Below are 23,375 nucleotides of genomic sequence, written 5' to 3' on the forward strand. Positions count from 1 at the left end.
GATACTTGTCAATTAAAATAGATGATAATCTAATATGAGTACCTAAAAAAAAACCTTTATCAGGGATTTTTTAGATAAGGGTTTCTTCCATTAGATCAATAAAGTCTTTGATGGTATCTTTTTTTAGATTGTAGTAGACCCTTCCATCTTGTTTTTCTACACTCACAAAGCCGCATGTAAGCAATACTGCCATATGATACGACACTGTTGCTGCAGTTAATCCAATCTCATTAGCAATTTCAAGGTTATATTTTGGACTGACCTTAAGGGTCTTAATAATTTCCATTTTACTTTTATCGCTTAGAGTTTTTAGACAGTATAAAAAATCCTCTTGTGTTAGCTTGCTATTCTTTTCACCTCTGATTACAAGAGGGCTTAGAAGTCCATAATAGCATGATTTTTCAAAAGCTATCAAGAGTGCAGGGAATGCAAGTGTAGGATAGATATCTATATTATCAGTCAGAGATTTTAGCATTTCATTAAAGAGTCCTGTACCATTTAGGGTAACAGTTTCATTATATTGATTTATAAGCTTTTCCAATTGTTTACTTATACTTTTGTGAGCTTGTGCATAAGCATCAATATTATTGTTTATAATAGAAATTAATTTTTTTAAATAATACTTAGAGTTCTGTAACATTTTCATAATTTTCCATTTATCATTAAAGCCTAAGCTATTGTTAGAGTCCAGAAAAGATATGATATCTTCAAGGTTCTCTATCTCCTTGTCAGGTAACGATATTTCCATAGATTCTACAATGTATTCGATAATATCATGATTTATTTTCTGGCTACTTATTTCGTCAATCTTATCAACGAAATCTTTATTTGATATCATTAACATTGTTATAATATTTATATGATTAGATTCGATATCTTCAAAAAAGAATTTATCCTCAGCTCCAACTACACTATACTTTTTGAATGTGCTAATATACTTGTCAAAGATTTTAAAGTGTTTTGAGTAAAGATCGGTGCCGATAAATCCTAAATTATCTAGTTCTTTTATAATAGAAGTCCTTGTTTCATCAAGGTTATGGCTGTGTATCAGCAATCCTAAAGTTTCAATAAACGGGTCTAGTTCAGTAAAAATTCTGTGTGACATGGCTATCTCCTTATAGTTATTTTTATTTATATATTATACAAAGTACCATCTGGATAATAATTCATTTACATGAGTATAATACAAAAATAAAAAATCATCAAGCATTGTAGATGATGATCTATATATATTGCGCCAATGATGGGCGTACTACAATAAACACGACCAAACTTACATGTCTGATCGTGTTTATAGCTACTATGTTTTCATTATTTCAATTTACAAACCTGCTCTACTTACAATAGTTTCTCCAACATCCTCTGCGGATTTAAAAGGAAAATCTTCTTCTGTCAATAGTTTTCCAGCATCGCCAGCCTTTACTTTTAAGTCGCCAGCAACACAAGTAGTTTCAGCACCATTTGGGAAAGCATTAATTAATAAGTGTGGGGTAGCTATAGGGAACTGTGCATCTTTTAGTGCTGTTACAATTTGTGACTTAATTGTTTCTCGTACATCCATAATAACATCTCCTTTCTTAATAATGTTATTATATATTGTACAGTCTACGTATTTCTGTATCATACATTACAATTTCATATATTTATCCCACATTAACAGGCACTAAGATTATTCTCATTTATTCCTCGCTTGTACTATGAATCATGTATCGTCTTTCTTTTATACTTATTTTGCCTTCATTTCTAAGAGTTGCAATAGATTTTGTTACCATTACTCTAGAAGCATTTGAAAGATGAGCTAGATCTTCATGACTTAAGAAAATCTCTAATAGAATTCCATTATTCTTACTTTGTCCATGATTTTTTGATAATTTAACTAAGGTTCTAAAAACTCTACTTTTTACATCGTAAAATGCATTTGTTACGATAGAATCCGTATAGTTATTTACTTTTTCGGACAATGACTTCATCATCTTTATAGAAATTTCAGGATTTTTAAGTAATTCAACAAAGTCACTTTTAAAACAGCGACAAATATATGAATCTTCTAGGGCTAAGGCCTCAAACTTGTATGTTAAATTTTCAAAAATAGTATTTTCTCCGATAATGGCTCCTTCAGTAAGGATATCTATTGATATTTGTTTACCCTCTGAAGAATTCTTTTGGAGTAATACGTTTCCTGTACATATAAGAAATATTGTATCCGCTGGATCACCATCACGAAAAATAAATTCTCCTTTTTTATACATTTTACCTTGAGCTAACCGAGTTATGTTTTGTTTTTCAACTTCATTGAGGGGAGAAAATAAATCTAAATCTTTCATACATGGTACTGATTTAGTCATTTTTTTCAAACCTTCTTTCTTTTCACTTAAGATTATTCGTACTTTAGCTTGTAGAAATAACTAAACTGAAATGATAAAGTACAGATCCTATTTATATAATATTATAGCACAATTCTACTTTATCTTTGATACAAGAAACTCAAACGTAGCGAGTGTATGCGTTCTGCATAAGAATCCTATGACAAATTACAATATTTAATTGACAAAATAATACATAGTAACCTATTATTAATATATAATATAGTGATTTTTTTCAGGGACAATTCACTTTAAGAGAAAACTGAATAAATTAAAATATTTATAATCACAGTTGTAGGATAGTGTTCATAAAAGGGGAGAAATTTATGATAATGATTTGGAACAGAAAAGAAGTATTTGTTGGATGCTCTTTACAAAGATTTAATGAAGTCTGTTCTACACTTTCTATAAGTGGAATTAAATATAAATATAATGTAGTCGATAGTACCACTTCAAGTTATTTTGGTTCATCGAACCGAGCAAGGGCTGGTACATTCGGTATAAATATGGAATACACAAAAACATATTATTTATATGTGCACAAGAATGATTATGATAATGCACAAGCATTATTAAGAAATTAATTAAATAAGGCATAATTCATATTTTTCTTATAATACGAAGCAAGATACATATAAGTAAGCAACAACCATATATAAAGTAGAAATTTATGCATGAAACAAAGCTATTAGGAGGTTTATTATGTATTGGCAAAAAGAATACTATTATATAATATATTAATCCACCTATTGATAAACCATTTGAAAAATTAACATTAGATGAGGCATAGAAAAGATTTTAGTTTAGAGAGGAGAATATAATATGGTACATTTAGTTTATTGTGATAATACAGGGAAGAAGGGCGAAAAGGTATTAGATAAAATACTAGAGGGAAGTAAAACCATGATTATTAGAGCTGCTGCAGGGAGAAAAATACCACATAGCAGGGTTTTTGGCGATGAAACTCTTTATTTTATGGAAAAAGGAAGTGGGCAAATTACTGCAAAAGCAACAGTTGTAAACGTAGAAAATTTAGTTAGATTATCGGAATATGAAATTAATAATACTCTTGATAGATATCAACATAAATTAAATCTTACAGAAAAACAAAAGACAAGATGGCATAAAAAATGTATGTGCTTAGTTGAATTCACGGATGTAAAAGAAATAGCGCCTTTAGATTTTGATCATCAAAGTAATATGGATGACTGGCTTATTGTAGAAAAGATAGAAGATGTTGTGGTAGGAACAAGCGTTCCGTATAACTATGATAAATCTAAATTTTAATGTATCTTTATAACAAAATTCCAAAGACTATGAAACAGACTAAAATATTCGCTCTTTTTATAAGATGCACAACAGTAGAAGATTTTAAATAATGTAGTATGGGGTGGGGTAGTATGAAAGAAAACTACTTAAAAAGATTGGTCTATTTAGGGTTCGTACTAATGTTAGTAGCATATGTGATTATGATAGGGTTAGTAGTTACAAATAATATAATTCCAGATTTTGTTCAGTATATGTTTTCTGGGGCAATGGCTATTATTTTTATTGCATCAATTTTAAGATCTAGATTGAAAATTAAAAAAGATTAAGTCGTAATAGAGCCAACAGTTCTATATTTATTGAGAAAATTGATGAGATCTCCTATGAGGAATTAAACAGTATCATAGAAGATGTGAAAACTCCGTTAAACGCGAGAAATAGCTTAACTCAGCTATTTAAATATAAGACTACGATTTACCTAACAGATTTAGGATTGTACGTCAGTTACCTGAGAATCTGTAATGCAATGTCAAGATATAAACTCTCTACTATAACACCAGACTTTTAATTAGTGTTATTATATAGTAAAATGGGAGGTGAAAGTATCTTGGAAAATACATATAAGACAGCGCAGGTATCCAAAATATTTGGAGTACATCCTAATACAGTGCGATTGTATGAAAAATTTGGTTTAATTCCTAAAACCCAGAGATTATCTAATGGATATAGGGTTTTTACAGATTTTCATATTGAACAATTTAAACTTGCAAGGATTGGACTTAAAGTTGAGGTATTACAAAGTGGTCTTAGAAAAAAAATAATTCATATTATTAAATTATCTGCTAAAAGAGAGTTTCAAGAAGCAATTACTTGCACGAATGAATATATAAAACAGGTTAAGATAGAGCAAAGAAATGCTGAAGAGGCTATTGATATCACGGATAGATTGCTTTCTGGCATACAAGAGGAAGAATTTAATATGTGCCTTACGAGAAAGCAAACATCACAATATGTTCAAGTTACCATGGATACACTACGAAACTGGGAAATGAATGGACTATTGATTGTGAAACGTAAGGAAAACGGCTATCGTATATATAGTGATGAAGATATAAAACGATTGAAAATCATTCGAACACTTAGGTGTGCAAATTATTCACTTCAATCTATCTTGCGTATGTTAAATGAGTTGTCAGATAACTCTAAAATTAATATTAAAAAAGTGTTGGATACACCTCAGAAAAGTGATGATATCTTATCTGTATGTGATATGTTAATTACATCATTGCAGGTTGCTGAAAGTAATGCGCACAATATGCTTGTATGCATTGATAGCATGAAAAATAAATATTAATAAACCCTACACTTTAACACCAACCCAACCGTTGGTGTTATTCTTTTTTTATAAGATAGGGAAGTTCAACTAGCTCGCAAATATTCGAATTTTTCCTATTTTACTTAAAACACGTAGAAGACGCTTTCTTGTGTAGAAAAATAAAAGGAGGAATATAGTTTGGAAACTACAATCAATGTAAAGCAGTTAAGCAAAACTTATGACGGTATACTCGCAGTGGACAATGTAAATATTAGTGTTGCTCGCGGAACGGTATTCGGCTTACTTGGTGCAAATGGAGCCGGTAAAAGCACAATTATTGAATGCATCTTGGGTACGAAAAGGCAGGACAGTGGCGAGGTATCAATACTGGGAATGAACCCTCAAAGAGAACGAAAAAAGTTATTTGAAAAAGTTGGTGTTCAATTTCAAGAAGCAAATTATCAAGAAAATATTAGAGTAGGGGAGCTATGTGAAGTCACTGAATCGCTTTATAAAACAACTATAGATTATAAGGTGTTGCTGAAGCAATTCGGACTTTCAGAAAAATCAAAAAGTCTGGTTAATGAACTTTCTAGCGGGCAAAGACAACGGTTATTTATAATCCTCGCATTGATTCCAAATCCAGAAATTGTGTTTTTAGATGAGTTAACTACAGGACTTGACTCAAAAGCAAGAAGAGATGTATGGAATTTCCTATCATACTTAAAAAAACAGGGATTGACTATTTTGCTGACCTCTCACTTTATGGACGAGATTGAAGCTTTATGCGATGAAATATGCATTCTTAAGCAAGGTAAAACTGTATTCTATGGTAATGTAAATGAAGCGATTTTAGCCAGCCCTTTTGAAAAATTAGAAGATGCTTATCTTTGGTACACGGAGGAATTTGAAAATGAAAACATTTAGAATAATGCTCAAATCAGAGCTTAAATTATCATTGCGAGGAATTGATATGATTATATTTGCAATTTGCATGCCAATTGTTGTAATAATCATTATTGGTATTATTTACGGAGATACTCCAGCTTTTGATGGTGCTGAATATACCTATTTAGAACCATCTTTTAGTGCAGTAGCAACAATTGCAATTTGTGCAGGTGGTGTTATGGGACTTCCTTTGGTTATATCTGATTACAGGCATAAAAAGATTTTAAAACGATTTAAAGTAACACCGTCTAGCCCTTTAATGATTTTAGCTGTGCAAGTGGTGATTTATGCACTGTACTCTATTACATCCCTAGTATTTGTTTATACTGTAGCAAGATTATTCTTTGGATATCAACTAAATGGATCATGGTTTCAATTTTTAGGTGGATATTTATTAGTGATTTTATCCATGTTTAGCATTGGCGTTTTGGTAGGTGGGCTTGCACCTAATATTAAAATAGCAAGTGTGATTACAAGCGTATTGTATTTTCCAATGCTTATTTTTTCGGGTGCTACTTTACCATATGAAGCTATGCCGACAGCACTCCAAAAAGTTGCAAATATTCTACCTCTCACGCAAGGAATAAAACTTTTGAAAGCTGCTTCCCTTGGATTACCGATTGAAAGTGTCATATTTCCCATTATGGTGATGATTTTGTTTGCTATAATTTGTATAAGTGTTTCTATTAGATTTTTTAAATGGGAATAACAACTTTTTACCACATAACTGAATAAAGTGAAACTTTATTCAGTAGGGGTTTTCTTCATCCCCTACTGAAATATTAGTTTTCATGAAACAAGGAGCCAAAAGCCCGCAACCTACGACGGGAGTCTTAGTGCCTGTTAATGCGGGATAAATGGTATTTCCTAATTGCAAGTTATAATACTATCAAAAAATAAAAAGGCAAATGTCAACATAGAAGGACTTGGTCGTCTGATGGTGATATATTCATATGTCAATGGCAGTGTATTCAGTGTAATGGGAGTGCTGTATGCGTTGGACTTAAAATCCTTTCTGACCAGAAGACATCCCTTGAGCGCGATGCAATCACCTTGGATAATGTTTATAAATAATGATTAATTTTGAAAGTCTATGATAGTATACTGAGTGATAAAAAAAACTGCTTAGGAGCAATTAAACTCCTAAGCTAAATTTTTATGTATCTAGTTATCTTATTGTTTTCTTGCGTCTAAGTCTCTCATGATTTCAGGCATTTGTTTTTGTAGTTTACCTAAGAAAAATAAACAAACCACAGCTAATGCTGAAGCCAGTGCAGATAACCAAGTAAAAGTAAATACGATGGAGTTAAGTGCAGCAGGTGTTTGAGTTGCTGCTCCTCCCACATAACCACCGATTCCCAACATTATGGTAACAATCAAACCACCTAAACCCATTCCTATTTTTTGGCCCATACTTGTTCCACTATAGATTAGACCTTCTGTTCTCGTACCATTTTTCCATTCCCCATACTCCACAACATCAGCTGTAAAAGCAAGTCTAGTTCCTAACATTGCAGCTGGTCCAGCACCTCTAAAAACAGCTGAAGCCATTAATATAGGTAAAGAAGTTAAATTGACTAATGGAATTAGTCCACCTATAACTTGTAAAAACATACCTAAAAATGCGGTTTTATCTTTACCTATTTTTTGTGAAAGAGGTGTTAAGATCATAATTGAAACAAACATAGCAAAGAATATTAGAGACATAAACGGTCCCATTAAAGACGGATCCTTATAAATCCATATCATATAATAAATATTAATAGCCATAAAAGCTGGGAATAACCATGAACTAACTTGAAGTAAAGTTACCCATATCCAGTATTTATTTGAGAAGAGCAGTTTGAAACCTTCTCCTAAAGTTAATTTCTTTTCATCACTTTTTTTAGATGCTTCTACTTTTTCTTTCGTGCCGGCAAATGCTATAAGAATTAATATCCCTGAAATGATAGACAATAAACCGAAAAACTTAAAATATCCTCCTGCACCATCACCGAATTTTGTAATACCGATTATAACGAAATAGTTACCTAAAACAGATACAGCACTACCGAATATCTGTGCTACCATGTTCAATTTTAAACGTTCAGCACCATCGCTAGATAGTCTTGAACAAAGTGTTTGTAAAGGAATTGCAGTGGCCGTTGCGAAAAAGAATGCCACAGCATTATAAACAATAAAGGCATATATTATTTTGCCAGTTGTACTGATATTTGGCATATAAAACAACGCTACCATTGACACAACAGATGGAACTAACATCCATAAAAGCCAAGGTCTCGCTTTTCCATGTTTACTCTTCGTTTTGTCAATCATGAATCCAATAATAATATCAGTAACACCATCAAATATTCTAGAAATTAAAAATATCATACCTACAGCAGAAAGAGGAATTAATGCAATATCTGTCCAGAAAAAAGATAAGTAACTATTACCAAGTCCTCCAAGTGTTAAGGCCATGTAACCCATACTAAATGCTAAGACCTCTTTAGTGCTAACTTTAGTTGCTGATAACGAGTTCATATTATCCATCTAATACACCCTTTCAATTCAATTTTTAAACTGAAGATACTTTTTCTCTCCTTTCAAATATTTAAGGTAGAATACTAATAATTACACTCTATACAAATATTGTAAATCGTATACATTATATAAAATTCTACCTTATTTGAGTATATGTTTTCATCATATATTTTATGACACATATTAGGTTGTAGCCACACCACATTATTATTAAAATTGGCAGATAATTAAAAGATTGTAGTGTTTTTATTTTCGAATGAAGAGTTATATATCAAGAGGGCCTTATGACCCCGTACAGAGCGGATTAGATGTCACTGCCCCGGAAACGACTAGGGGACAGTTATCAACCTTTAGCAATATAGATACAGAATATTACAAATTAATGCTTGATAAAGTGTTAATGAACAAAAAAAAGAAAGCTAAAATTGAATTAGCTAACTGTGAGACATAAAAAACAAACAGGGTAAGAAAACTATACTTAATCAATTAAGCATGAATAGGTGAAAATTAACAGTTAAGAGAAAATGATATAGGAGTTGGTTAAGCTACTCTTATTTGTTCAAGTAGGATAAGTTTAAACCCTCTACTACAAAGATTAGCAAGAGAGTCAGGTTCCCAACTTCTTTACAGATGTCTTTGTAAGAGTAATCACGAAGGCATCTCATAAGAAATATAGATATAGCTTTAAAACTTGTAACACTGTGATTGTACTTAATTTGAATAAAGTCAGGAGTACTAATATTAAATACTTCTGCAACAGTTTCAATGACTTTCCTAGGTGTTAGATCTCTATAATAAATATATCGTTCGCTTCGATATTCATAGTGCTCTTTTGAGGTATATGAGTCAATAATTTCAAACTGTTTCTGTTTTTGAGTAACATTATTACAGCTAGTAACAAAATCGGAATAAACAGTTTTAGTTACATCAGGATTGTTGCTGAACTGAGATAGAATGAAGTTAGTATTTAATATACCATAATCAACATGGTATTTGCCTAAATAGATTCCATAAGAAGAAAAACAATAAGTATCTACACAATCACTATAACTAGGTAGGTTTTTTGGATTGTTATGAATGTAAGCAGATACGATTAAGTTGTGCTCATCGACGTCAATCACTTTACTAAGAAATCGACCTTGAAAAACTGGACCACGCCGTTTATATTTACGATTATAATACTGAGCATAGCAAAGATTTAAACCATGCATATATTTAGAGATATCACAACCTTGAGGATCAAGCTGAATGTGGACGTGTGTATCCATAAGACAATAAGCCAAAATACTGCATTTAAACTTTTTACAGTATAAAGCCATTAGCTGTAGGTATTTAATTTTATCACTATCATTTCTAAAAAGAGTCACTTCGCTAATACTTCTGCACATAACATGGTGTGGGTTTTCTGGATTTCTTCTTCTTGCAACTCTTGGCATAACAATCACCACCAAACATGTGTTTGGGTATATTATTATATAAATTCTAAGAACATTCAACCAGAACATTCAACAAATTATACAATGAGACTTACAAAAATATTATAATTTATAAATAGAGTAAGATATAATGATAAAAAGATGAGACATGTCCCTATGGCCTTGTGTCCCTATGGCCTTGTCTCTATGGGCTCCCACAGTACTTGTTCACTAACGATATTAGATGTTTGAATCATGGTAAATAGTCGAATCGAAAGGGGGAAAGACGATGTCAAATGTTGAAGAAAAGCTTGCAAAATCATTAACTGCAGAATCCACAGAGCTGATTCCATATCTGCCATATCTATTGCAGGATTTATGGGAACTTGGCTCATCACCAAAGGATATTATTAACATGATACAAAAGCTTTAGGGGAGAACCGCAAAAGGTTCTTCTTTTTTGATATTATGAGATTGACATGACTATAGCTTTATAGTTTAAGCTATATATAAGAGGAGGGGTAACATTGAATTATTCAATTAATCATTTATGCAAACAATTTAGTCTTTCTAGGAGTACCTTGTTATATTATGATTCTATTGGACTTTTGACACCGTTCAGTAGAGGACATAATAATTATAGAAGGTATTCACAGGAGGATATAAAGCGACTGGAGCAAATATGCACATATCGTCAAACTGGCATATCTTTAGAAGAGATAAAAAGTTTATTGGAGGCATCTGAAGGGACGATCAAAGAGGTTCTTGAGAAGAGGTTAAACGTACTCAATAATGAAGCAAAAAACATTAGAAAACAACAGCATTTAATATTAAGCATTTTAAAGAGTGAAGAACTATTAAAACGTCTTCAAATTGTTGAAAAAGATATACTGATTGAAATATTAAAGTTAGCAGGTATAGACGATGATGATATGGATAGACTTCATGCAAAATTAGAAGAAATGTCTCCAAAAGGGCATCAGATTTTCTTAGAAGCACTAGGAGTTGATGGAGAAGAGATTAAAAAAATAAGGGCATATGCAAATGTATTAATAATTCAAACTATGAAAAATTAACTAAATAGGAAGGTGGAAGTGATAATATTTGTTGGACTTTAAAGAAAATGTAATATTGAGCAGCCCGGAAGATTTTTTAGAGATTCGTCACTTGATTTTAAAGGGAAGTAATTATGAAATCGGCAAGAAGTTAGCCCAGATAGCAAAAGAAAGACATGGTATAAAAAAATTACCTACAGAGGATCCACTACAAACTCGGTGTCAAAGAATGTATTTAGAAAAAAACTATCCAATTTTCTTTGAGAGGATGAAAGGTGTAGCAGATGCATACAATTCAAAGTTTAGAGAAGATTTAATTGATTTTTCTATATTAGGGGAAGCAATGCTAGGAACAGGTTGTTCAGCAATTTATTATCCTCCTTGCAGTACAGCATCAAGTCATGGAATTATAAGCAGGAATTTAGATTTCTATGTGCCAAGTAGTATGCCTGCTTTATCAAAACCATATATTATTGAAATGTATCCTAATGAAGGATATCCTTCCATTTCAATTTTGAGCTTTCAGTTGCTGGGAGAAGCTCTTGAAGGAATTAACTCAGAGGGGTTAACGGTAATTCATTTAGCTGACGATGAATCACCAGAAAAATATCACCTGGAGCCAACCTATTGTAATGCTGTTGGGCTAAATGAACTTAAGAGCATACAATTACTGCTAGACACCTGTGCTACTGTGGAGGAGGCAAAAGAAGCACTTTTAATGAATAAGCACTTTTATATGTTTCAGCCCATACATTTATTAATTGCAGATAGATTTGGAAACTCTTTTATATGGGAGTATTCTCATGCTCACAATAAAGAATATATTATTGATGGAAAAGATAAGCCGCAAATTATTACAAACTTTTTATTACATTCCTATGAATCAGTAAATGAAATTCCAAGGGTAAGTGACGAAAAAATTTGTCCTTATAATAGGTATAAGGTCCTTAGTGGTACAGTTGAACAGCATAAGGAAAAATTCACCATGGATTTTGCTAAAGATACAAATACTTTGGTATTTATTGAGAAGAGTTCTTTTAAAAATCCTCCTGAGGTACCAGTGCGTACTTTATTACATAGTATTTATGATATCGATAATAGAAGTCTAGAGGTTAACTTTTATCTAAGAGATAGAGCTAAAAAACATAGAGAAGAAAACAAGGAATCCACTCGGACTTCATATTTTAGATTCTCCTTGGAATGCTAGAATAGATCATACAGGAATATAATGGCAGAGTATTTATTAGACTGTCTACTTTGTAAGTATCATATCCATTGTACCGTGCTGTTTTTTGTAAATGATAAAAGCCTTATTATAGCAGGCTCGCCCTAAGATGCCTGCTATAAGAAACAATAGGGGACATATCTGCATTTTTATCAGTTTAACCTTAAATAATATATAAAATTGAGATATTATTAAAAAAACAGTTGTAATTAAAATTATAGAAAATGAAAATAACAGACAAAAAATAAGACAAACTTAATTGTTAGCTTGTATAAATGAAAGAATGACATGTTAATAAAACCATTTATTAATGGTGTCAAAAGAAGGCTAGTTATATAAAAGGGTTGCTTAGGCAGCACTTATTTTTTCTAGCAATTGAAATAATAAATTTTGATATTTAGGTTCAGAATGAATAAGAGCAAAACCTTTACCTGAAAGTTTGGCGACTTGTGAGAGAGTCAGGTTCCCAATTTCCTTGCATATGTCTTTGTAAGAATAATCACAAAGGCATTTCATTAAAAATATGGATATAGCTTTAAACTAGTAACACTATGATTGTATTTGATTTTTATAAACTCAGGAGTACTAATATCAAATACTTCTGCAATGGTTTCAATGACTTTCCTTGGAGTTACATCTCTATAATAAATATATCGTTCACTAAACTGAGATAGAATGAAGTTAGTATTTAACATACCATGATCATCATGATAAATGCCTAAGTAGATTCCATAAGAAGAAAAACGATAAGTATGTACACAATCACTATAGGTAGTTTTTTTGGATTGTTATGAATGTAAGCTGATACGATTAAGTTGTACTCATCCACGTCAATGACTTTACTAAGAAATCGACCTTGAAAAACTGGACCATGTCGTTTATATTTGCGATTGTAATACTGAGCATAGCAAAGATTTAAACATGCATAGAAACGACTAGGGGACAGTTATCAACCTTTAGCGATACAGAGACAAAATATTACAATTTAATGCTTGATAATGTGGAAACAATGAAAAATTTCTCTTGTTTGACAATACAACTATTGATGAGATAATACACCATAAGAAGATTTACGTAGATTAATAATGGGAGTATAATTTTAGAATAAAAATGAGAAAAGCAAGGTTAGGGATATGAAGTAATAGATTGATAAGTTAATATGGTGTTTGTATAATGTATATAAGTATTTTTATACGCAACAAATAATTTATCGATATGGAGGATTAATATGCAAATAAGTGTTATTAAAGAGAAAAATATTAAAATTGCAATTGTATCTAGTGGAGATATACTAATAACAGATGTGCAATCAGCATTGGATTTTTTTGCAACAGTAGATTATGAAACAGGATGTAGTCGTATGATTATAAATAAATCATCAATATGTGAAGAGTTTTTTGATCTAAGCACTAAGATAGCAGGAGATATACTGCAAAAATTTATAAATTATCGAAAGAAAATAGCTATCATAGGAGATTTCTCTATATATACAAGCAAGAGTTTGAAAGATTTTATTTACGAATGTAATAAAGGAAAAGATATATTTTTTTTGGCAAGTGAAAAACAAGCTATCGAAAAATTAAGTATTGATTAGTTCCAGTTCTTATGAGAATGAAGAGTATTTATAATCAAATTGTTAGCAGATCTGAAAACATCTTTTTTTCAGATGGTTTATGATGAAAGATTACAATATATATGTACTACTAATCAAAGTACATATAATCATGCGTGGACATGTTATAGGGGTGAAAGAGAGGAATTATTATAGATTTTACGAACTTTAGTATAAAGCAAAAGCAGATATCTGTAAAAATATGAAGGATAATAAATACAATGATATGTAATAAGTTGGAGCTTGCTAAAAAGTATTTATGGAATATTTGCAATTGAAATATTAGAATGTATATATTAAACAGAATATTATTAATAACACAAATTCCAATTTGAATAGGAGGAATTGTGATGGAATTCAGTAAAGAAGAATTAGAAAGGGCGATATCGTTTCTATCTTCTACCATTACAAATTGTAGAAAAATGCAACTTAAGTTTTCGGAGGGGTCGTCTCAACATTCACTCTTAAAAAACAGAATTAAAGCACTCTATATTTCAAAGGTTCTTCTGTCAGAGAATAAAACAACAAATTATACAAGCAAAGATTTGAGAGAAGCACTACCTCCAATAGTTTCAATCATAAATAAAACTACAAAAGCTCAAAGTAAATATGAAAAAGGAAGTTCACAATTCAATCGCTTTCAACATATAATTCAAGCTATGCTTATTTCAAAAACATTCATCGAGAGCCAAATAAGTGTCGATTCATAGTTATGATTTGCCCAATTTGCTTTTAACTCAAGTCTACCGAGAATATTGGCTATCACTCCTAGGATAATCATAATTGTACCAAGAACGGAAAACATTCTCTCCATTTGTTCATCAAAGAAGTGGTACTGTCCTAACCCGGACTTAATCACTCCAAAGTTATAAAAGTAAACGAAAAAGAATAAAAACATGGTACCAGTAGCTACAATTGACTTAGCATTATCCTAAAAAGTGTAAACAAGAGGTACTGTTGTAAAGGTTACTGTAGTATGATATGAATATCAAAATAAAAGGAGGTTTAAAAATGGATTTTGTAAAAGAATTTAACTGTATTATGGAAGAACAAAAAGAAATTGCATTGGCTACTTGCAAAGGAGGAAATCCTAACGTAAGGATTGTTAATTTCTGTTATAACAGCACTTCTAAGGGGGTTATTTATTTTTCTACGTTTGGCGATAATCAAAAAGTAGAAGAGTTTGAAAAAAATCCGGTCGTTGCGTTTACAACTGTTCCACACGATGGTAATGCTCATGTTCGAGTAAACAAAGGAACTGTTCAAAAAAGTAACTATACCGTTTATGACATGAAGGATGAGTTTATTAAGAAAATACCTGACTATGCCATGACAATAGAGCAAGTATGAGAATATCTTGTTTTATTTGAGGTGCATTTTAAAGAAGCTGATGTAACCATCGACTTAGAGAACAGCAGTAGTATTACCCTGTAATAGTTATAATCTTTTCAAAAACCACTCACGCGCTTAGTTGGTACATCATTGCGTTAAACAAGAATTTATATTTACTAATAAATCCTTAATTATTTATTGAGAGGTTAGGGTGGACTTAAAACCAACTTAAACGCAGCATATTTACTGGGTTTATTAAAAATGTGAAATAGTCTAAAAATTTCAAGTTTAGATGGCAAATATTTTGTGTATGTTTAAGCAATATACAGTTATGTAGAAAATAATTCTGTGATAGCGTGCTTAGCAAAAACACCGCAACTTTACTTGATTATGATAGGTTTTTATTGAGGATAAACCTTTTCCATTATAGCTGCCATTTCAGACGGTGATTCTAGGGCCCCTTTAGATAACCACTTTACTAATAGGTTGAAGAAGCCTCCTATAAAAAAGGAGAGATGATAATGCTCTATTTTTGTTATGGAACCTTCATCTATCTCAGGCTTCACAGTATTTCTGACTATTGACAGTAGCAATTCAAATTCATTTAGCAAATAAAATAGTAGATTGTCTCTTTCTAGAAGTTTGAGAAAATCCAGATGGTTTTTCCAAAATGTAAAATATGCAACCGTCACGTTTGATTTGCTAATGTTATCCTGGCTCAATATTAGACTAGCAAACTCTGATATTATTGACTGGCAGTACTCCTGAAGTATGGCCTCCTTTGATTTAAAGTGTCGATAAAAAGTTCTCCTATCTAGATCAGCACATTCTGATATTTCTGAAATGGTGATGTTTTGAAAGGCTTTTTCCCTCAGAATATTGTAGAAGGAATCTAAAAGCCAACTCCTGGACTGGGCAGCTAATTTATTTGTATGCATATACTAAATACCTCCATATTGTCACAAAACCCAAGTTTTGTAGCACTTGCGGTGGTTTTATTGACATTAATTATATAAGGATTATATAATAAAATCAAAAATGTCACAAGTGTGACATGGCTTATCTGTTGAATAGTCAGGAGGGGAATACTATGGTGAACTTTGAAAAAGATTTGAAAGAGTATGAAAAGTTATTTCCAAATCAGATGAAGATTATAGACGGAGTGAAATTTGAATACAGATTTGCAGGTAATGGTGAAAAAACAATTGTATTGCTTGTGGGAGGACTAGGCATGTCGGATGCCTTGTACAATCATGCAAGAGAATTTGCCAAGGACTTTAGAGTACTGTTGTTTGATTATCCCCTTAACTTCAAAAATAATGAAGTGCTTGCCGATGGTATAGCATCACTTATTAGAGAACTTGATTTGGGTAAGGTGGCATTGATCGGACAGTCCTATGGTGGCTTCATTGCTCAGGTCATAGCTAGCCGCCATAAGGAAATTGTGGGGGAGATGGTTTTATCCAATACAGGCTGCATGACTGAGGAAATTGATGAGAATGATATGAAGTCAATCTATGCAATGCTAAATAAAATTAAAAAGGTAAAATGGATAACTAGAATTATTCCTGTAGCATTGTTAAGAAAAAAATTTATTAAGCGATCCATGCAGTACTTAAAGGAGTGTACCAATGAAGAACGCCAATATATGCATGATCTGTTTAAACTTATGTTTGGAAGGCTTACAAACAAAGGAGAAAGGCATATGTGTGAGCTTATGTTAGACTTGATAAATATTAGAAATAGCAGTAAAGACTTTTCTTATCTTGATGGGAAGGTGTTACTCATATTATCTAAAGACGATGAGACTTTTAGTGAAGCAATAAAACAGGGACTTGTCAATCTAATGCCAAATCCTAAGGTGTGCTATGATTTGAGCGGTGGGCATCTCACTATGTTTTTAAAGATAGACACATATATATCTATGGTTAAGAGATTTATAAACGATCACAATAAATAGATAACGTATCATAATAATTCTTGTTTTATTTGTTAAAATTCATGTCATTATCCTTAGCTAGATAAAGTCAGCGAGAGAATAATTGTGCTTAGAACGACCTAGGCGACAGTTATCAACCTTTAGCAATATAGATACAAAAAACATTAGACGGATTGTTAAAATTATCTAGACATGAAATTCTCACCCATGCAGGAAGGAGCACATTACAAAAGTGATACTTTTGATTTAATGACCTGATGATGGCAATGAATATAAGCTCGAGTGTAATGAAAGATACTATGTTCCAAGTGAAATCGCATGGCTGCTTAAATCTTTGGATTTTAGAAGGATTGAAATATTCGGTGCAAAACTGGGTGCTTATTCAAGGGATGATAAGCTTTCAACGGAGGATTATGAAGCTTGAAAAGAATAGAAGGTAGTTATTTCTTTAAAAGGGGTAAGATACTATGTTAAATGTTGAAGAAAAGCTTGCAAAGTCATTGACTGCAGAATCCATAGAACTGATACCGTACCTTCCATATTTATTGCAGGATTTATGGGAACTGGGCTCATCACCAAAGGATATCATTAACATGATACAAAAGAATATGCAGGTATCAGAGAAAATCAAGGTGCTAGATTTGGCTTGCGGGAAAGGGGCTGTTAGTGTCCAAGTTGCCAAGGTCTTAGGTTGTAAGGTAAAGGGCGTGGACATTATTCCTGAGTTTGTTGATTTTGCTGATAAAAAAGCTCAAGAATATAGTGTTGATAGTTTATGCGATTTTAAAATTGGAGACATAAACGAAACAGTAACGGTTGAAAAGGGTTATGATATTGTTATACTCGGTGCTGTAGGAGATGTACTAGGAACTATCGAGGAAACAATTCAAAAATTAAAAGGTACAGTTAAAAACGGTGGGTACATATTCATTGATGATGCTTATGGAAATGACGATTTTGACGGGAGATATCCAACAAAAGAAAAATGGCTTATGTTCTTTCAAAATGCAGGAGTCAAGTTACTTGATGAAAGGTTTAACGAAGAAGATGCATTGGAAAGATTAAATGATGAACAGCAGTCATTTATTGTAAGAAGAGCTAATGAACTAAAAGAAAAATATCTTGAAAAAACACAATTGTTTGAAAGTTATATAAGAAGCCAACAGGTTGAATGTGATGAACTGGAAAACGAAATAATTGGGGTTACGATGCTTTTGCAGGTTATTTAGCTCACTAGGTTTAGGAAAGAGAAAAAGAAAGAGACTATTATTTTTTATGAAACTATAGTACAATAAGAATGAACTGGAAAATTGTAGCTAGGGTTCCGCTATTTAGTTAGGGCAGTGACCGAGGGCTACATCTTTTGCAATATGTAAAAGGCACCTATTGACATAAAAGGTCCGAGGGGAAAGGTTCAGCGTGTTTGTTATACGTTGAAACCTTTCTTTGGATCTTTTTATAATTTCGGGAGGTTATATTATTATGGAAAGCATTAATAATTTAAAAGCTGGTATAGCGGTTGTTATATTTAACAATCAAAACCAAGTTTTACTACAAAAAAGGTCTGACGTAGGCCTTTGGGGGATTCCATCAGGGCATGTTGAAATAGGCGAAACAGTTTCGCAGGCAGTTATTAGGGAAGTAAAAGAAGAAACCAATTTGGATATAAGAATAAAAAAATTAATCGGTGTGTACTCCGACCCAAATTCACAGGTATTCGAATATCCAAATGGTAAAGTAACGCACTTTATAACAACTTGTTTTCTTGCTGAGATTACAGGCGGCGAGCTTAAATGTAATTCAAGCGAGTCATTAGATATCAAATTTTTTGAACATACTAATTTACCGCAAGATTTATTGAAAATGAATCCTCGATGGTTAAAAGATGCTTTATCAAATAGAAAATCAGCGTTTATTCGATGAATATTTGTTATAGAAAATTATTCATGACATTTGTCAAGTGAAAGCAGCTTCATTTACGTACCCTAATAACTACACAGTTAAAATAGCAAGATATTTAACTGCTCCGTTACTAAGGTACTGCGAAAACATATTTTTGTTTGTCTCGTTGTTTCGCGATAACTAATATTCAGTAGGGGATGAAGAAAACTCTTACTGAATAAAGTTTCACTTTATATTTCGAGTAGTTGGATATTGTGTAATTGTGGGTGAAAGAAAATGATGATTTTACTTCAAAGCTTTGAAAATAAGCCTTACTATTTTCCAACTGTTGAGGCGGGCCAGATTTTTGAATGAAAACGCATTGAAAAGACAGTGTCTTTTTCTTGAACCAAAATCAATAAAGGATATTTAGCTCATATGAATGCTATCAGGTGGAAACAAATTTGATAAATATGGCTGTTGATGGAAACAGAAAAAGGCAATATATTATTTGGGCTTTGTATCAATTTATATTTTAACGATGGAAAATAGAAAGGTAACCGTTATATTAAGTATTATCAGATTTTTTACTGGTAGATTAGTCATGTCATTTGGGACAAGCCCTTCTGTAGAATCCTTTGAATATATAAGTCATCAAAAGAGAGGCGATCCCGAACGACAATTAGATGTTTCCTTATTTAGTAATGGCGATTGGAATCAGAGGGCTGATATTGTTGAAAGATTAAGTGAGTATTTTCAAAGAGCCATATGATTCGATTGGTATGCGAAGAAATACATATCATAATGATGATTGGGAGAGGTTGACGGAACACCATTTTTTGTATATAATAGTTATGATTTTAGAAAAAAAGGAGTAATTACTCATGTTTAGCTACAATTACATTTAAAAATATAGGCAGTAAAAGAAGCAGTTTCCATTTTTATGTGAGCTTTTTTTGTCATGCCTATTTTGCGAATGTATTAATAGCAAACAAGTAATTTTTTATTTAGGGTATAATTTATAAAATTATACCTATGTTTGTTGTGTTAATACTCGCACTATATATGCAGGTCAATGCTCACATTGAGAATTGACCTGCATTTTTTATTGCCTTTTTTATATTCCATTAAAAAAATCAATTGATAAGGAAGTGAAGTTAGTGAATGAAAAGTATTGGATAGTGTGTCCAGTTTGCAATGGAAAAACTCGTGTTCAAATATTTAAGAATACATTATTGAAAGATTTTCCTCTTTTTTGCCCCAAATGCAAAACGATACACATTATTGATGTGGAAGAACTGAAAATTGTAATCAAAAGTGCCAGTCGCTAAGTCGCAGAGCTTATATTTTACCCTTTGCGGAGAGAGGACTTAGAAAATGAAAAATTTACAAAGACATACTCCTGTAGATATTTGGAGTGCTCCATATGGATTTACCTACAAAGAAATGGTTGAAGTCATTGGTGAGAGAGAAGCAAAAATTTTATACTCGTCACTATATAAGCATTCACCCAAAAAAGAACACCTAAATATGTCGCTAAAAACAGTCTACAAGGATGGCGATACCGAAAAATATGTTTATGAACTGTTGGATGGCATGTATATTGAAACGGTTTTTATTAAACGTCGAGGTGGCGGAACGGTTTGTGTGAGTACGCAAGTCGGTTGTTCTGTTGGTTGTATTTTTTGCGAATCTGGGCGGAATGGATTTGTTCGTAATCTGACAACAGCAGAAATCGTTCAGCAGGTTATACTACTGCTCCGAAAGGTAAACCGTATCATTTTTATGGGTATGGGTGAGCCGTTATTCAACTATGACAACTTTATAAAGGCAATTCACATTCTGCGGGATAGAAACGGTATGAATTTTCCCACGGACGGCATTACTGTATCAACCGTTGGTCCAGTTAAACAATTAAAAAAATTGCGTGAGGAACATCTGAAAATTCAACTGACAATATCTCTGCACGCAACAACACAGGTTGTAAGAAACCGTATTATTCCCAATATGCACTTATCTAAAATTAGCGATGTTGTCGATGGAGCATTGTCTTACGCCAAACGGCATAATCGAAAAGTCGTGTTTGCGTATTTGATTTTGCCGGGAATAAATGACCGACCTTCCGATATAAGGCAAATAGCAAATTGGTTCCGTGGCAAAAATGTCATGCTCAATCTACTTGAATACAATCCTACAAGTAATACGCAAATTAAAAAGCCAGCGAAACAGGAAATGGCTGTATTCAAGCAGCAGTTGGAACGAGCAGGGATTGAAGTTACAATGAGAAGTTCTCATGGCAGAAATATTAACGCGGCTTGTGGACAGTTGGCTAGTAAATACAACGAAACAAATGAATAAAAAGTGCCAGTCGCTAAGTCGCAGAGCCAATAACTATGAGTAAAAATCACAGTTATTGGCTCTTTATTTTTTATGGCAACAAATACTAAGCCGCTTTTTTCTTTTTAAAAATAGAATTACGGGGCTATAATAAAGTCGACCTTTTTAAGGATATGGCGGTGTTTTGGGGAAGTAGCGTCATGTTCATTTTATTTCGACACAATATCAGTGCTATGAGCAAAATATTAAAAATATCTAGAGCAAGCATCTACAAAAAAAAAAACCTTAATTTAACATATGTGAATGTCAATGGTAAGTGGCATTATATATGCGTATTAATAGATCTCTTTAATCGTGAGATAATTGGGTACTCAGCAGGTAAAAACAACGATATTAGCTTAGTTACCAAGGCATTTTCTAGGATTCAATCATCACTTAATAAAAATCAATATATTTCATACGGACAGGGGAAATGAAATTTGTGTTCAAAGGATATTTAAAAATCTTTAACAACTCAAATTAGAATTATTTGAATATGTAAATTGGTATAACAACAAGCGATTACATGGCTCATTGGACTATCTTACGCCAGTTGATTATAAAAATATATCGTTCGACTAATAAATGTGTTAATTAGTGTTGACAATCCAACCCGCTATTGTAAGAGAAAATTGCATGATATGTCTATTCGTTTAGATGGTCTGTATGATATTATTGTGGAGTTAGAAGAAAAAATAGAAGATGCAAAGTTAAGGCGACAATCTGCTGAGCGTGATGCAATCACCTTGGATAATGTCTCTGCCCATACCCGACCTCTGGAATAAAATTTAATAGTATGGCAATAATATTATTGCCGACGGAATAAGGTTCGGCGCAAAGAAACTGCATTATTTTTTTAGCGACGATTCTTTTTCCATCATCCTACAAATACTGGGCTAAGATATCACCATATATGATATTGAGTTGGTTTATTACCATATCCCAGTTCCTATATCACTCCTCTGTTTTTTAGATCATTTAGTATACCTAGCCAAAATTTTGAAGATTCATTGGCTCCGATTGTAATACTTAAGATATCTTTTGTTCCATCTAGCGTAATTCCTAAAACAATATAAGCAGCTCTATTGAGGATTCTACCATCTTCTCTAACCTTGTAATGAATTGCATCCATAACGACTAGGGGACAGTTATCAACCTTTAGCAATATAGATACAAAATATTACAGATTAATGCTTGATAAAGTGTTAATGAACAAAAAAAAGAAAGCTAAAATTGAATTAGCTAACTGTGAGACATAAAAACAAACAGGGTAAGAAAACTATAATTAATTAATTAAGTATGAATAGGTGAAAATTAATAGTTAAGAGAAAAGGATATAGGAGTTGTTTAAGCTACTCTTATTTGTTCAAGTAGTTGTGGCAAAAGATTGTGGTATTTCGGGTCAGTTTGGATAAGTTTAAACCCTCTACTACAAAGATTAGCGACTTGTGAGAGAGTCAGGTTCCCAATTTCCTTGCATATGTCTTTGTAAGAATAATCACAAAGGCATCTCATTAAAAATATGGATATAGCTTTAAAACTAGTAACACTATGACTGTATTTGATTTTTATAAACTCAGGAGTACTAATATCAAGTACTTCTGCAACGGTTTCAATGACTTTCCTTGGAGTTACATCTCTATAATAAATATATCGTTCACTTCGATATTCATAAGGTTCTCTTGATACATAAGCATCAATAATTTCAAACTGTTTTTGTTTTTGAGTAACATTGTTACAGCTAGTAATAAAATTGGCATAAACAGTTTTAGCAACATCAGAATTATTGCTAAACTGAAATAGAATGAAGTTAGTATTTAACATACCATGATCATCATGATAAATGCCTAAGTAGATTCCATAAGAAGAAAAACGATAAGTATGTACACAATCACTATAACTAGGTAGTTTTTTTGGATTGTTATGAATGTAAGCAGATACGATTAAGTTGTACTCATCCACGTCAATTACTTTACTGAGAAATCGACCTTGAAAAACTGGACCATGTCGTTTATATTTGCGATTGTAATACTGAGCATAGCAAAGATTTAAACCATGCATATATTTAGAGATATCACAACCTTGAGGATCAAGCTGAATGTGGACGTGTGTATCCATAAGACAA

At 32.2% G+C, this 23,375-nt stretch carries 28 protein-coding genes and 2 pseudogenes; 21 read left to right on the forward strand and 9 right to left on the reverse strand.

The window, feature by feature from the left end; genetic code table 11:
• Positions 1-70: 70 nt before the first annotated feature.
• The 3 genes from GC105_RS05515 to GC105_RS05525 all read right to left on the reverse strand — a co-directional run bounded on the left by GC105_RS05515 (position 71) and on the right by GC105_RS05525 (position 2,345).
• Entirely contained in the window at positions 71-1,105 is a 1,035-nt protein-coding gene (locus tag GC105_RS05515) for an ArsR/SmtB family transcription factor (protein WP_152802547.1), read from the reverse strand.
• A 216-nt stretch (positions 1,106-1,321) separates the two neighbouring features.
• Positions 1,322-1,561: an MTH865 family protein gene (locus GC105_RS05520; RefSeq protein ID WP_152802549.1), complete on the reverse strand. Its 240-nt coding sequence runs from the start codon at positions 1,559-1,561 to the stop codon at positions 1,322-1,324.
• Positions 1,562-1,679: 118 nt separating this feature from the next.
• Positions 1,680-2,345 carry a Crp/Fnr family transcriptional regulator gene (locus GC105_RS05525; protein ID WP_152802551.1) on the reverse strand — a complete coding sequence of 222 codons (666 nt, stop codon included), beginning with the start codon at positions 2,343-2,345 and terminating at the stop codon, positions 1,680-1,682.
• 344 nt (positions 2,346-2,689) lie between these two features.
• On the opposite strand from GC105_RS05525, the gene GC105_RS05530 reads away from it, so the two are divergent.
• The 6 genes from GC105_RS05530 to GC105_RS05555 all read left to right on the forward strand — a co-directional run bounded on the left by GC105_RS05530 (position 2,690) and on the right by GC105_RS05555 (position 6,601).
• Positions 2,690-2,947, forward strand: coding sequence for a hypothetical protein (locus GC105_RS05530; protein ID WP_207706942.1), 258 nt, complete (start codon positions 2,690-2,692; stop codon positions 2,945-2,947).
• Between the two features lie 238 nt (positions 2,948-3,185).
• Entirely contained in the window at positions 3,186-3,650 is a 465-nt protein-coding gene (locus tag GC105_RS05535) for a hypothetical protein (protein WP_152802553.1), read from the forward strand.
• A 113-nt stretch (positions 3,651-3,763) separates the two neighbouring features.
• Positions 3,764-3,958: a hypothetical protein gene (locus tag GC105_RS05540; protein ID WP_152802555.1), complete on the forward strand. Its 195-nt coding sequence runs from the start codon at positions 3,764-3,766 to the stop codon at positions 3,956-3,958.
• Positions 3,959-4,236: 278 nt separating this feature from the next.
• Positions 4,237-4,983 (forward strand): MerR family transcriptional regulator, encoded by a 747-nt coding sequence (locus GC105_RS05545; RefSeq protein WP_152802556.1) that lies wholly within the window; start codon positions 4,237-4,239, stop codon positions 4,981-4,983.
• Positions 4,984-5,142: 159 nt separating this feature from the next.
• Positions 5,143-5,871, forward strand: a complete 729-nt coding sequence (locus GC105_RS05550) for an ABC transporter ATP-binding protein (protein WP_152802558.1) — start codon at positions 5,143-5,145, stop codon at positions 5,869-5,871.
• On the forward strand, positions 5,858-6,601 hold the full coding sequence (locus GC105_RS05555) for an ABC transporter permease (RefSeq protein ID WP_152802560.1): 744 nt from the start codon (positions 5,858-5,860) through the stop codon (positions 6,599-6,601). The genes GC105_RS05550 and GC105_RS05555 overlap by 14 nt, the downstream gene beginning before the upstream one ends.
• A gap of 464 nt (positions 6,602-7,065) precedes the next feature.
• Here the strand turns inward: GC105_RS05555 and GC105_RS05560 are convergent, their stop codons facing one another.
• A complete protein-coding gene (locus tag GC105_RS05560; protein WP_152802562.1) occupies positions 7,066-8,424 on the reverse strand; it encodes an MFS transporter in 1,359 nt (452 codons plus the stop codon).
• A gap of 542 nt (positions 8,425-8,966) precedes the next feature.
• Positions 8,967-9,851, reverse strand: coding sequence for a transposase (locus tag GC105_RS05565; RefSeq protein WP_193708293.1), 885 nt, complete (start codon positions 9,849-9,851; stop codon positions 8,967-8,969).
• A 268-nt stretch (positions 9,852-10,119) separates the two neighbouring features.
• Between GC105_RS05565 and GC105_RS05570 the strand changes: the two genes are divergently transcribed.
• The 3 genes from GC105_RS05570 to GC105_RS05580 all read left to right on the forward strand — a co-directional run bounded on the left by GC105_RS05570 (position 10,120) and on the right by GC105_RS05580 (position 12,092).
• On the forward strand, positions 10,120-10,263 hold the full coding sequence (locus GC105_RS05570; protein WP_207706943.1) for a hypothetical protein: 144 nt from the start codon (positions 10,120-10,122) through the stop codon (positions 10,261-10,263).
• A gap of 94 nt (positions 10,264-10,357) precedes the next feature.
• Positions 10,358-10,906 carry a MerR family transcriptional regulator gene (locus tag GC105_RS05575; RefSeq protein ID WP_152802566.1) on the forward strand — a complete coding sequence of 183 codons (549 nt, stop codon included), beginning with the start codon at positions 10,358-10,360 and terminating at the stop codon, positions 10,904-10,906.
• 28 nt (positions 10,907-10,934) lie between these two features.
• Complete coding sequence (locus GC105_RS05580; protein WP_152802568.1) at positions 10,935-12,092, forward strand: carcinine hydrolase/isopenicillin-N N-acyltransferase family protein; 1,158 nt, start codon at positions 10,935-10,937, stop codon at positions 12,090-12,092.
• A 533-nt stretch (positions 12,093-12,625) separates the two neighbouring features.
• Here the strand turns inward: GC105_RS05580 and GC105_RS05585 are convergent.
• The gene (locus GC105_RS05585) at positions 12,626-12,805 is read right to left on the reverse strand and encodes a hypothetical protein (RefSeq protein WP_152802570.1); all 180 of its coding nucleotides are present in this window, start codon (positions 12,803-12,805) and stop codon (positions 12,626-12,628) included.
• A gap of 533 nt (positions 12,806-13,338) precedes the next feature.
• On the opposite strand from GC105_RS05585, the gene GC105_RS05590 reads away from it, so the two are divergent.
• The 3 genes from GC105_RS05590 (at position 13,339) to GC105_RS05600 (ending at position 15,072) form a co-directional block, all read left to right on the forward strand.
• Positions 13,339-13,704: a DUF4180 domain-containing protein gene (locus tag GC105_RS05590; RefSeq protein WP_152802572.1), complete on the forward strand. Its 366-nt coding sequence runs from the start codon at positions 13,339-13,341 to the stop codon at positions 13,702-13,704.
• A 368-nt stretch (positions 13,705-14,072) separates the two neighbouring features.
• The gene (locus GC105_RS05595) at positions 14,073-14,432 is read left to right on the forward strand and encodes a hypothetical protein (protein WP_152802574.1); all 360 of its coding nucleotides are present in this window, start codon (positions 14,073-14,075) and stop codon (positions 14,430-14,432) included.
• Positions 14,433-14,733: 301 nt separating this feature from the next.
• Positions 14,734-15,072, forward strand: coding sequence for a pyridoxamine 5'-phosphate oxidase family protein (locus tag GC105_RS05600; protein WP_152802576.1), 339 nt, complete (start codon positions 14,734-14,736; stop codon positions 15,070-15,072).
• A 383-nt stretch (positions 15,073-15,455) separates the two neighbouring features.
• On the opposite strand, the gene GC105_RS05605 is transcribed toward GC105_RS05600, so the two are convergent.
• A complete protein-coding gene (locus GC105_RS05605) occupies positions 15,456-15,992 on the reverse strand; it encodes a TetR/AcrR family transcriptional regulator (protein ID WP_152802578.1) in 537 nt (178 codons plus the stop codon).
• Positions 15,993-16,144: 152 nt separating this feature from the next.
• Between GC105_RS05605 and GC105_RS05610 the strand changes: the two genes are divergently transcribed.
• From GC105_RS05610 to GC105_RS05650, 9 genes and pseudogenes are all read left to right on the forward strand, one after another.
• Positions 16,145-17,014: an alpha/beta hydrolase gene (locus GC105_RS05610; RefSeq protein ID WP_193708294.1), complete on the forward strand. Its 870-nt coding sequence runs from the start codon at positions 16,145-16,147 to the stop codon at positions 17,012-17,014.
• Between the two features lie 446 nt (positions 17,015-17,460).
• A complete protein-coding gene (locus GC105_RS05620; RefSeq protein ID WP_152802582.1) occupies positions 17,461-18,222 on the forward strand; it encodes a class I SAM-dependent methyltransferase in 762 nt (253 codons plus the stop codon).
• Positions 18,223-18,475: 253 nt separating this feature from the next.
• The gene (locus GC105_RS05625; protein WP_152802584.1) at positions 18,476-18,916 is read left to right on the forward strand and encodes an NUDIX domain-containing protein; all 441 of its coding nucleotides are present in this window, start codon (positions 18,476-18,478) and stop codon (positions 18,914-18,916) included.
• A gap of 499 nt (positions 18,917-19,415) precedes the next feature.
• Positions 19,416-19,646: a hypothetical protein gene (locus GC105_RS16800; RefSeq protein ID WP_207706944.1), complete on the forward strand. Its 231-nt coding sequence runs from the start codon at positions 19,416-19,418 to the stop codon at positions 19,644-19,646.
• A 409-nt stretch (positions 19,647-20,055) separates the two neighbouring features.
• Positions 20,056-20,205: a cysteine-rich KTR domain-containing protein gene (locus GC105_RS05630; protein WP_425481520.1), complete on the forward strand. Its 150-nt coding sequence runs from the start codon at positions 20,056-20,058 to the stop codon at positions 20,203-20,205.
• Between the two features lie 46 nt (positions 20,206-20,251).
• The gene (rlmN, locus tag GC105_RS05635) at positions 20,252-21,232 is read left to right on the forward strand and encodes a 23S rRNA (adenine(2503)-C(2))-methyltransferase RlmN (protein ID WP_152802588.1); all 981 of its coding nucleotides are present in this window, start codon (positions 20,252-20,254) and stop codon (positions 21,230-21,232) included.
• 212 nt (positions 21,233-21,444) lie between these two features.
• Positions 21,445-21,687 carry a DDE-type integrase/transposase/recombinase gene (locus GC105_RS17695; RefSeq protein ID WP_193708296.1) on the forward strand — a complete coding sequence of 81 codons (243 nt, stop codon included), beginning with the start codon at positions 21,445-21,447 and terminating at the stop codon, positions 21,685-21,687.
• Positions 21,688-21,724: 37 nt separating this feature from the next.
• Positions 21,725-21,832: pseudogene (locus tag GC105_RS17700) on the forward strand (IS3 family transposase); the annotation flags it as partial.
• Positions 21,833-21,891: 59 nt separating this feature from the next.
• Complete coding sequence (locus tag GC105_RS05650; RefSeq protein ID WP_207706945.1) at positions 21,892-22,035, forward strand: hypothetical protein; 144 nt, start codon at positions 21,892-21,894, stop codon at positions 22,033-22,035.
• 170 nt (positions 22,036-22,205) lie between these two features.
• Here GC105_RS05650 and GC105_RS05655 read toward each other — a convergent pair.
• Together GC105_RS05655 and GC105_RS05660 are read right to left on the reverse strand one after the other, a co-directional pair.
• Positions 22,206-22,394, reverse strand: a pseudogene (locus GC105_RS05655) (transposase); the annotation flags it as partial.
• A gap of 203 nt (positions 22,395-22,597) precedes the next feature.
• Positions 22,598-23,375: transposase (locus GC105_RS05660; protein ID WP_152802592.1), on the reverse strand; the 778-nt coding region annotated here is incomplete at its 5' end.

Origin of the sequence: Alkalibaculum sporogenes (genome assembly GCF_009362815.1) — a bacterium.
Taxonomy (GTDB): domain Bacteria; phylum Bacillota; class Clostridia; order Eubacteriales; family Alkalibacteraceae; genus Alkalibaculum_A; species Alkalibaculum_A sporogenes.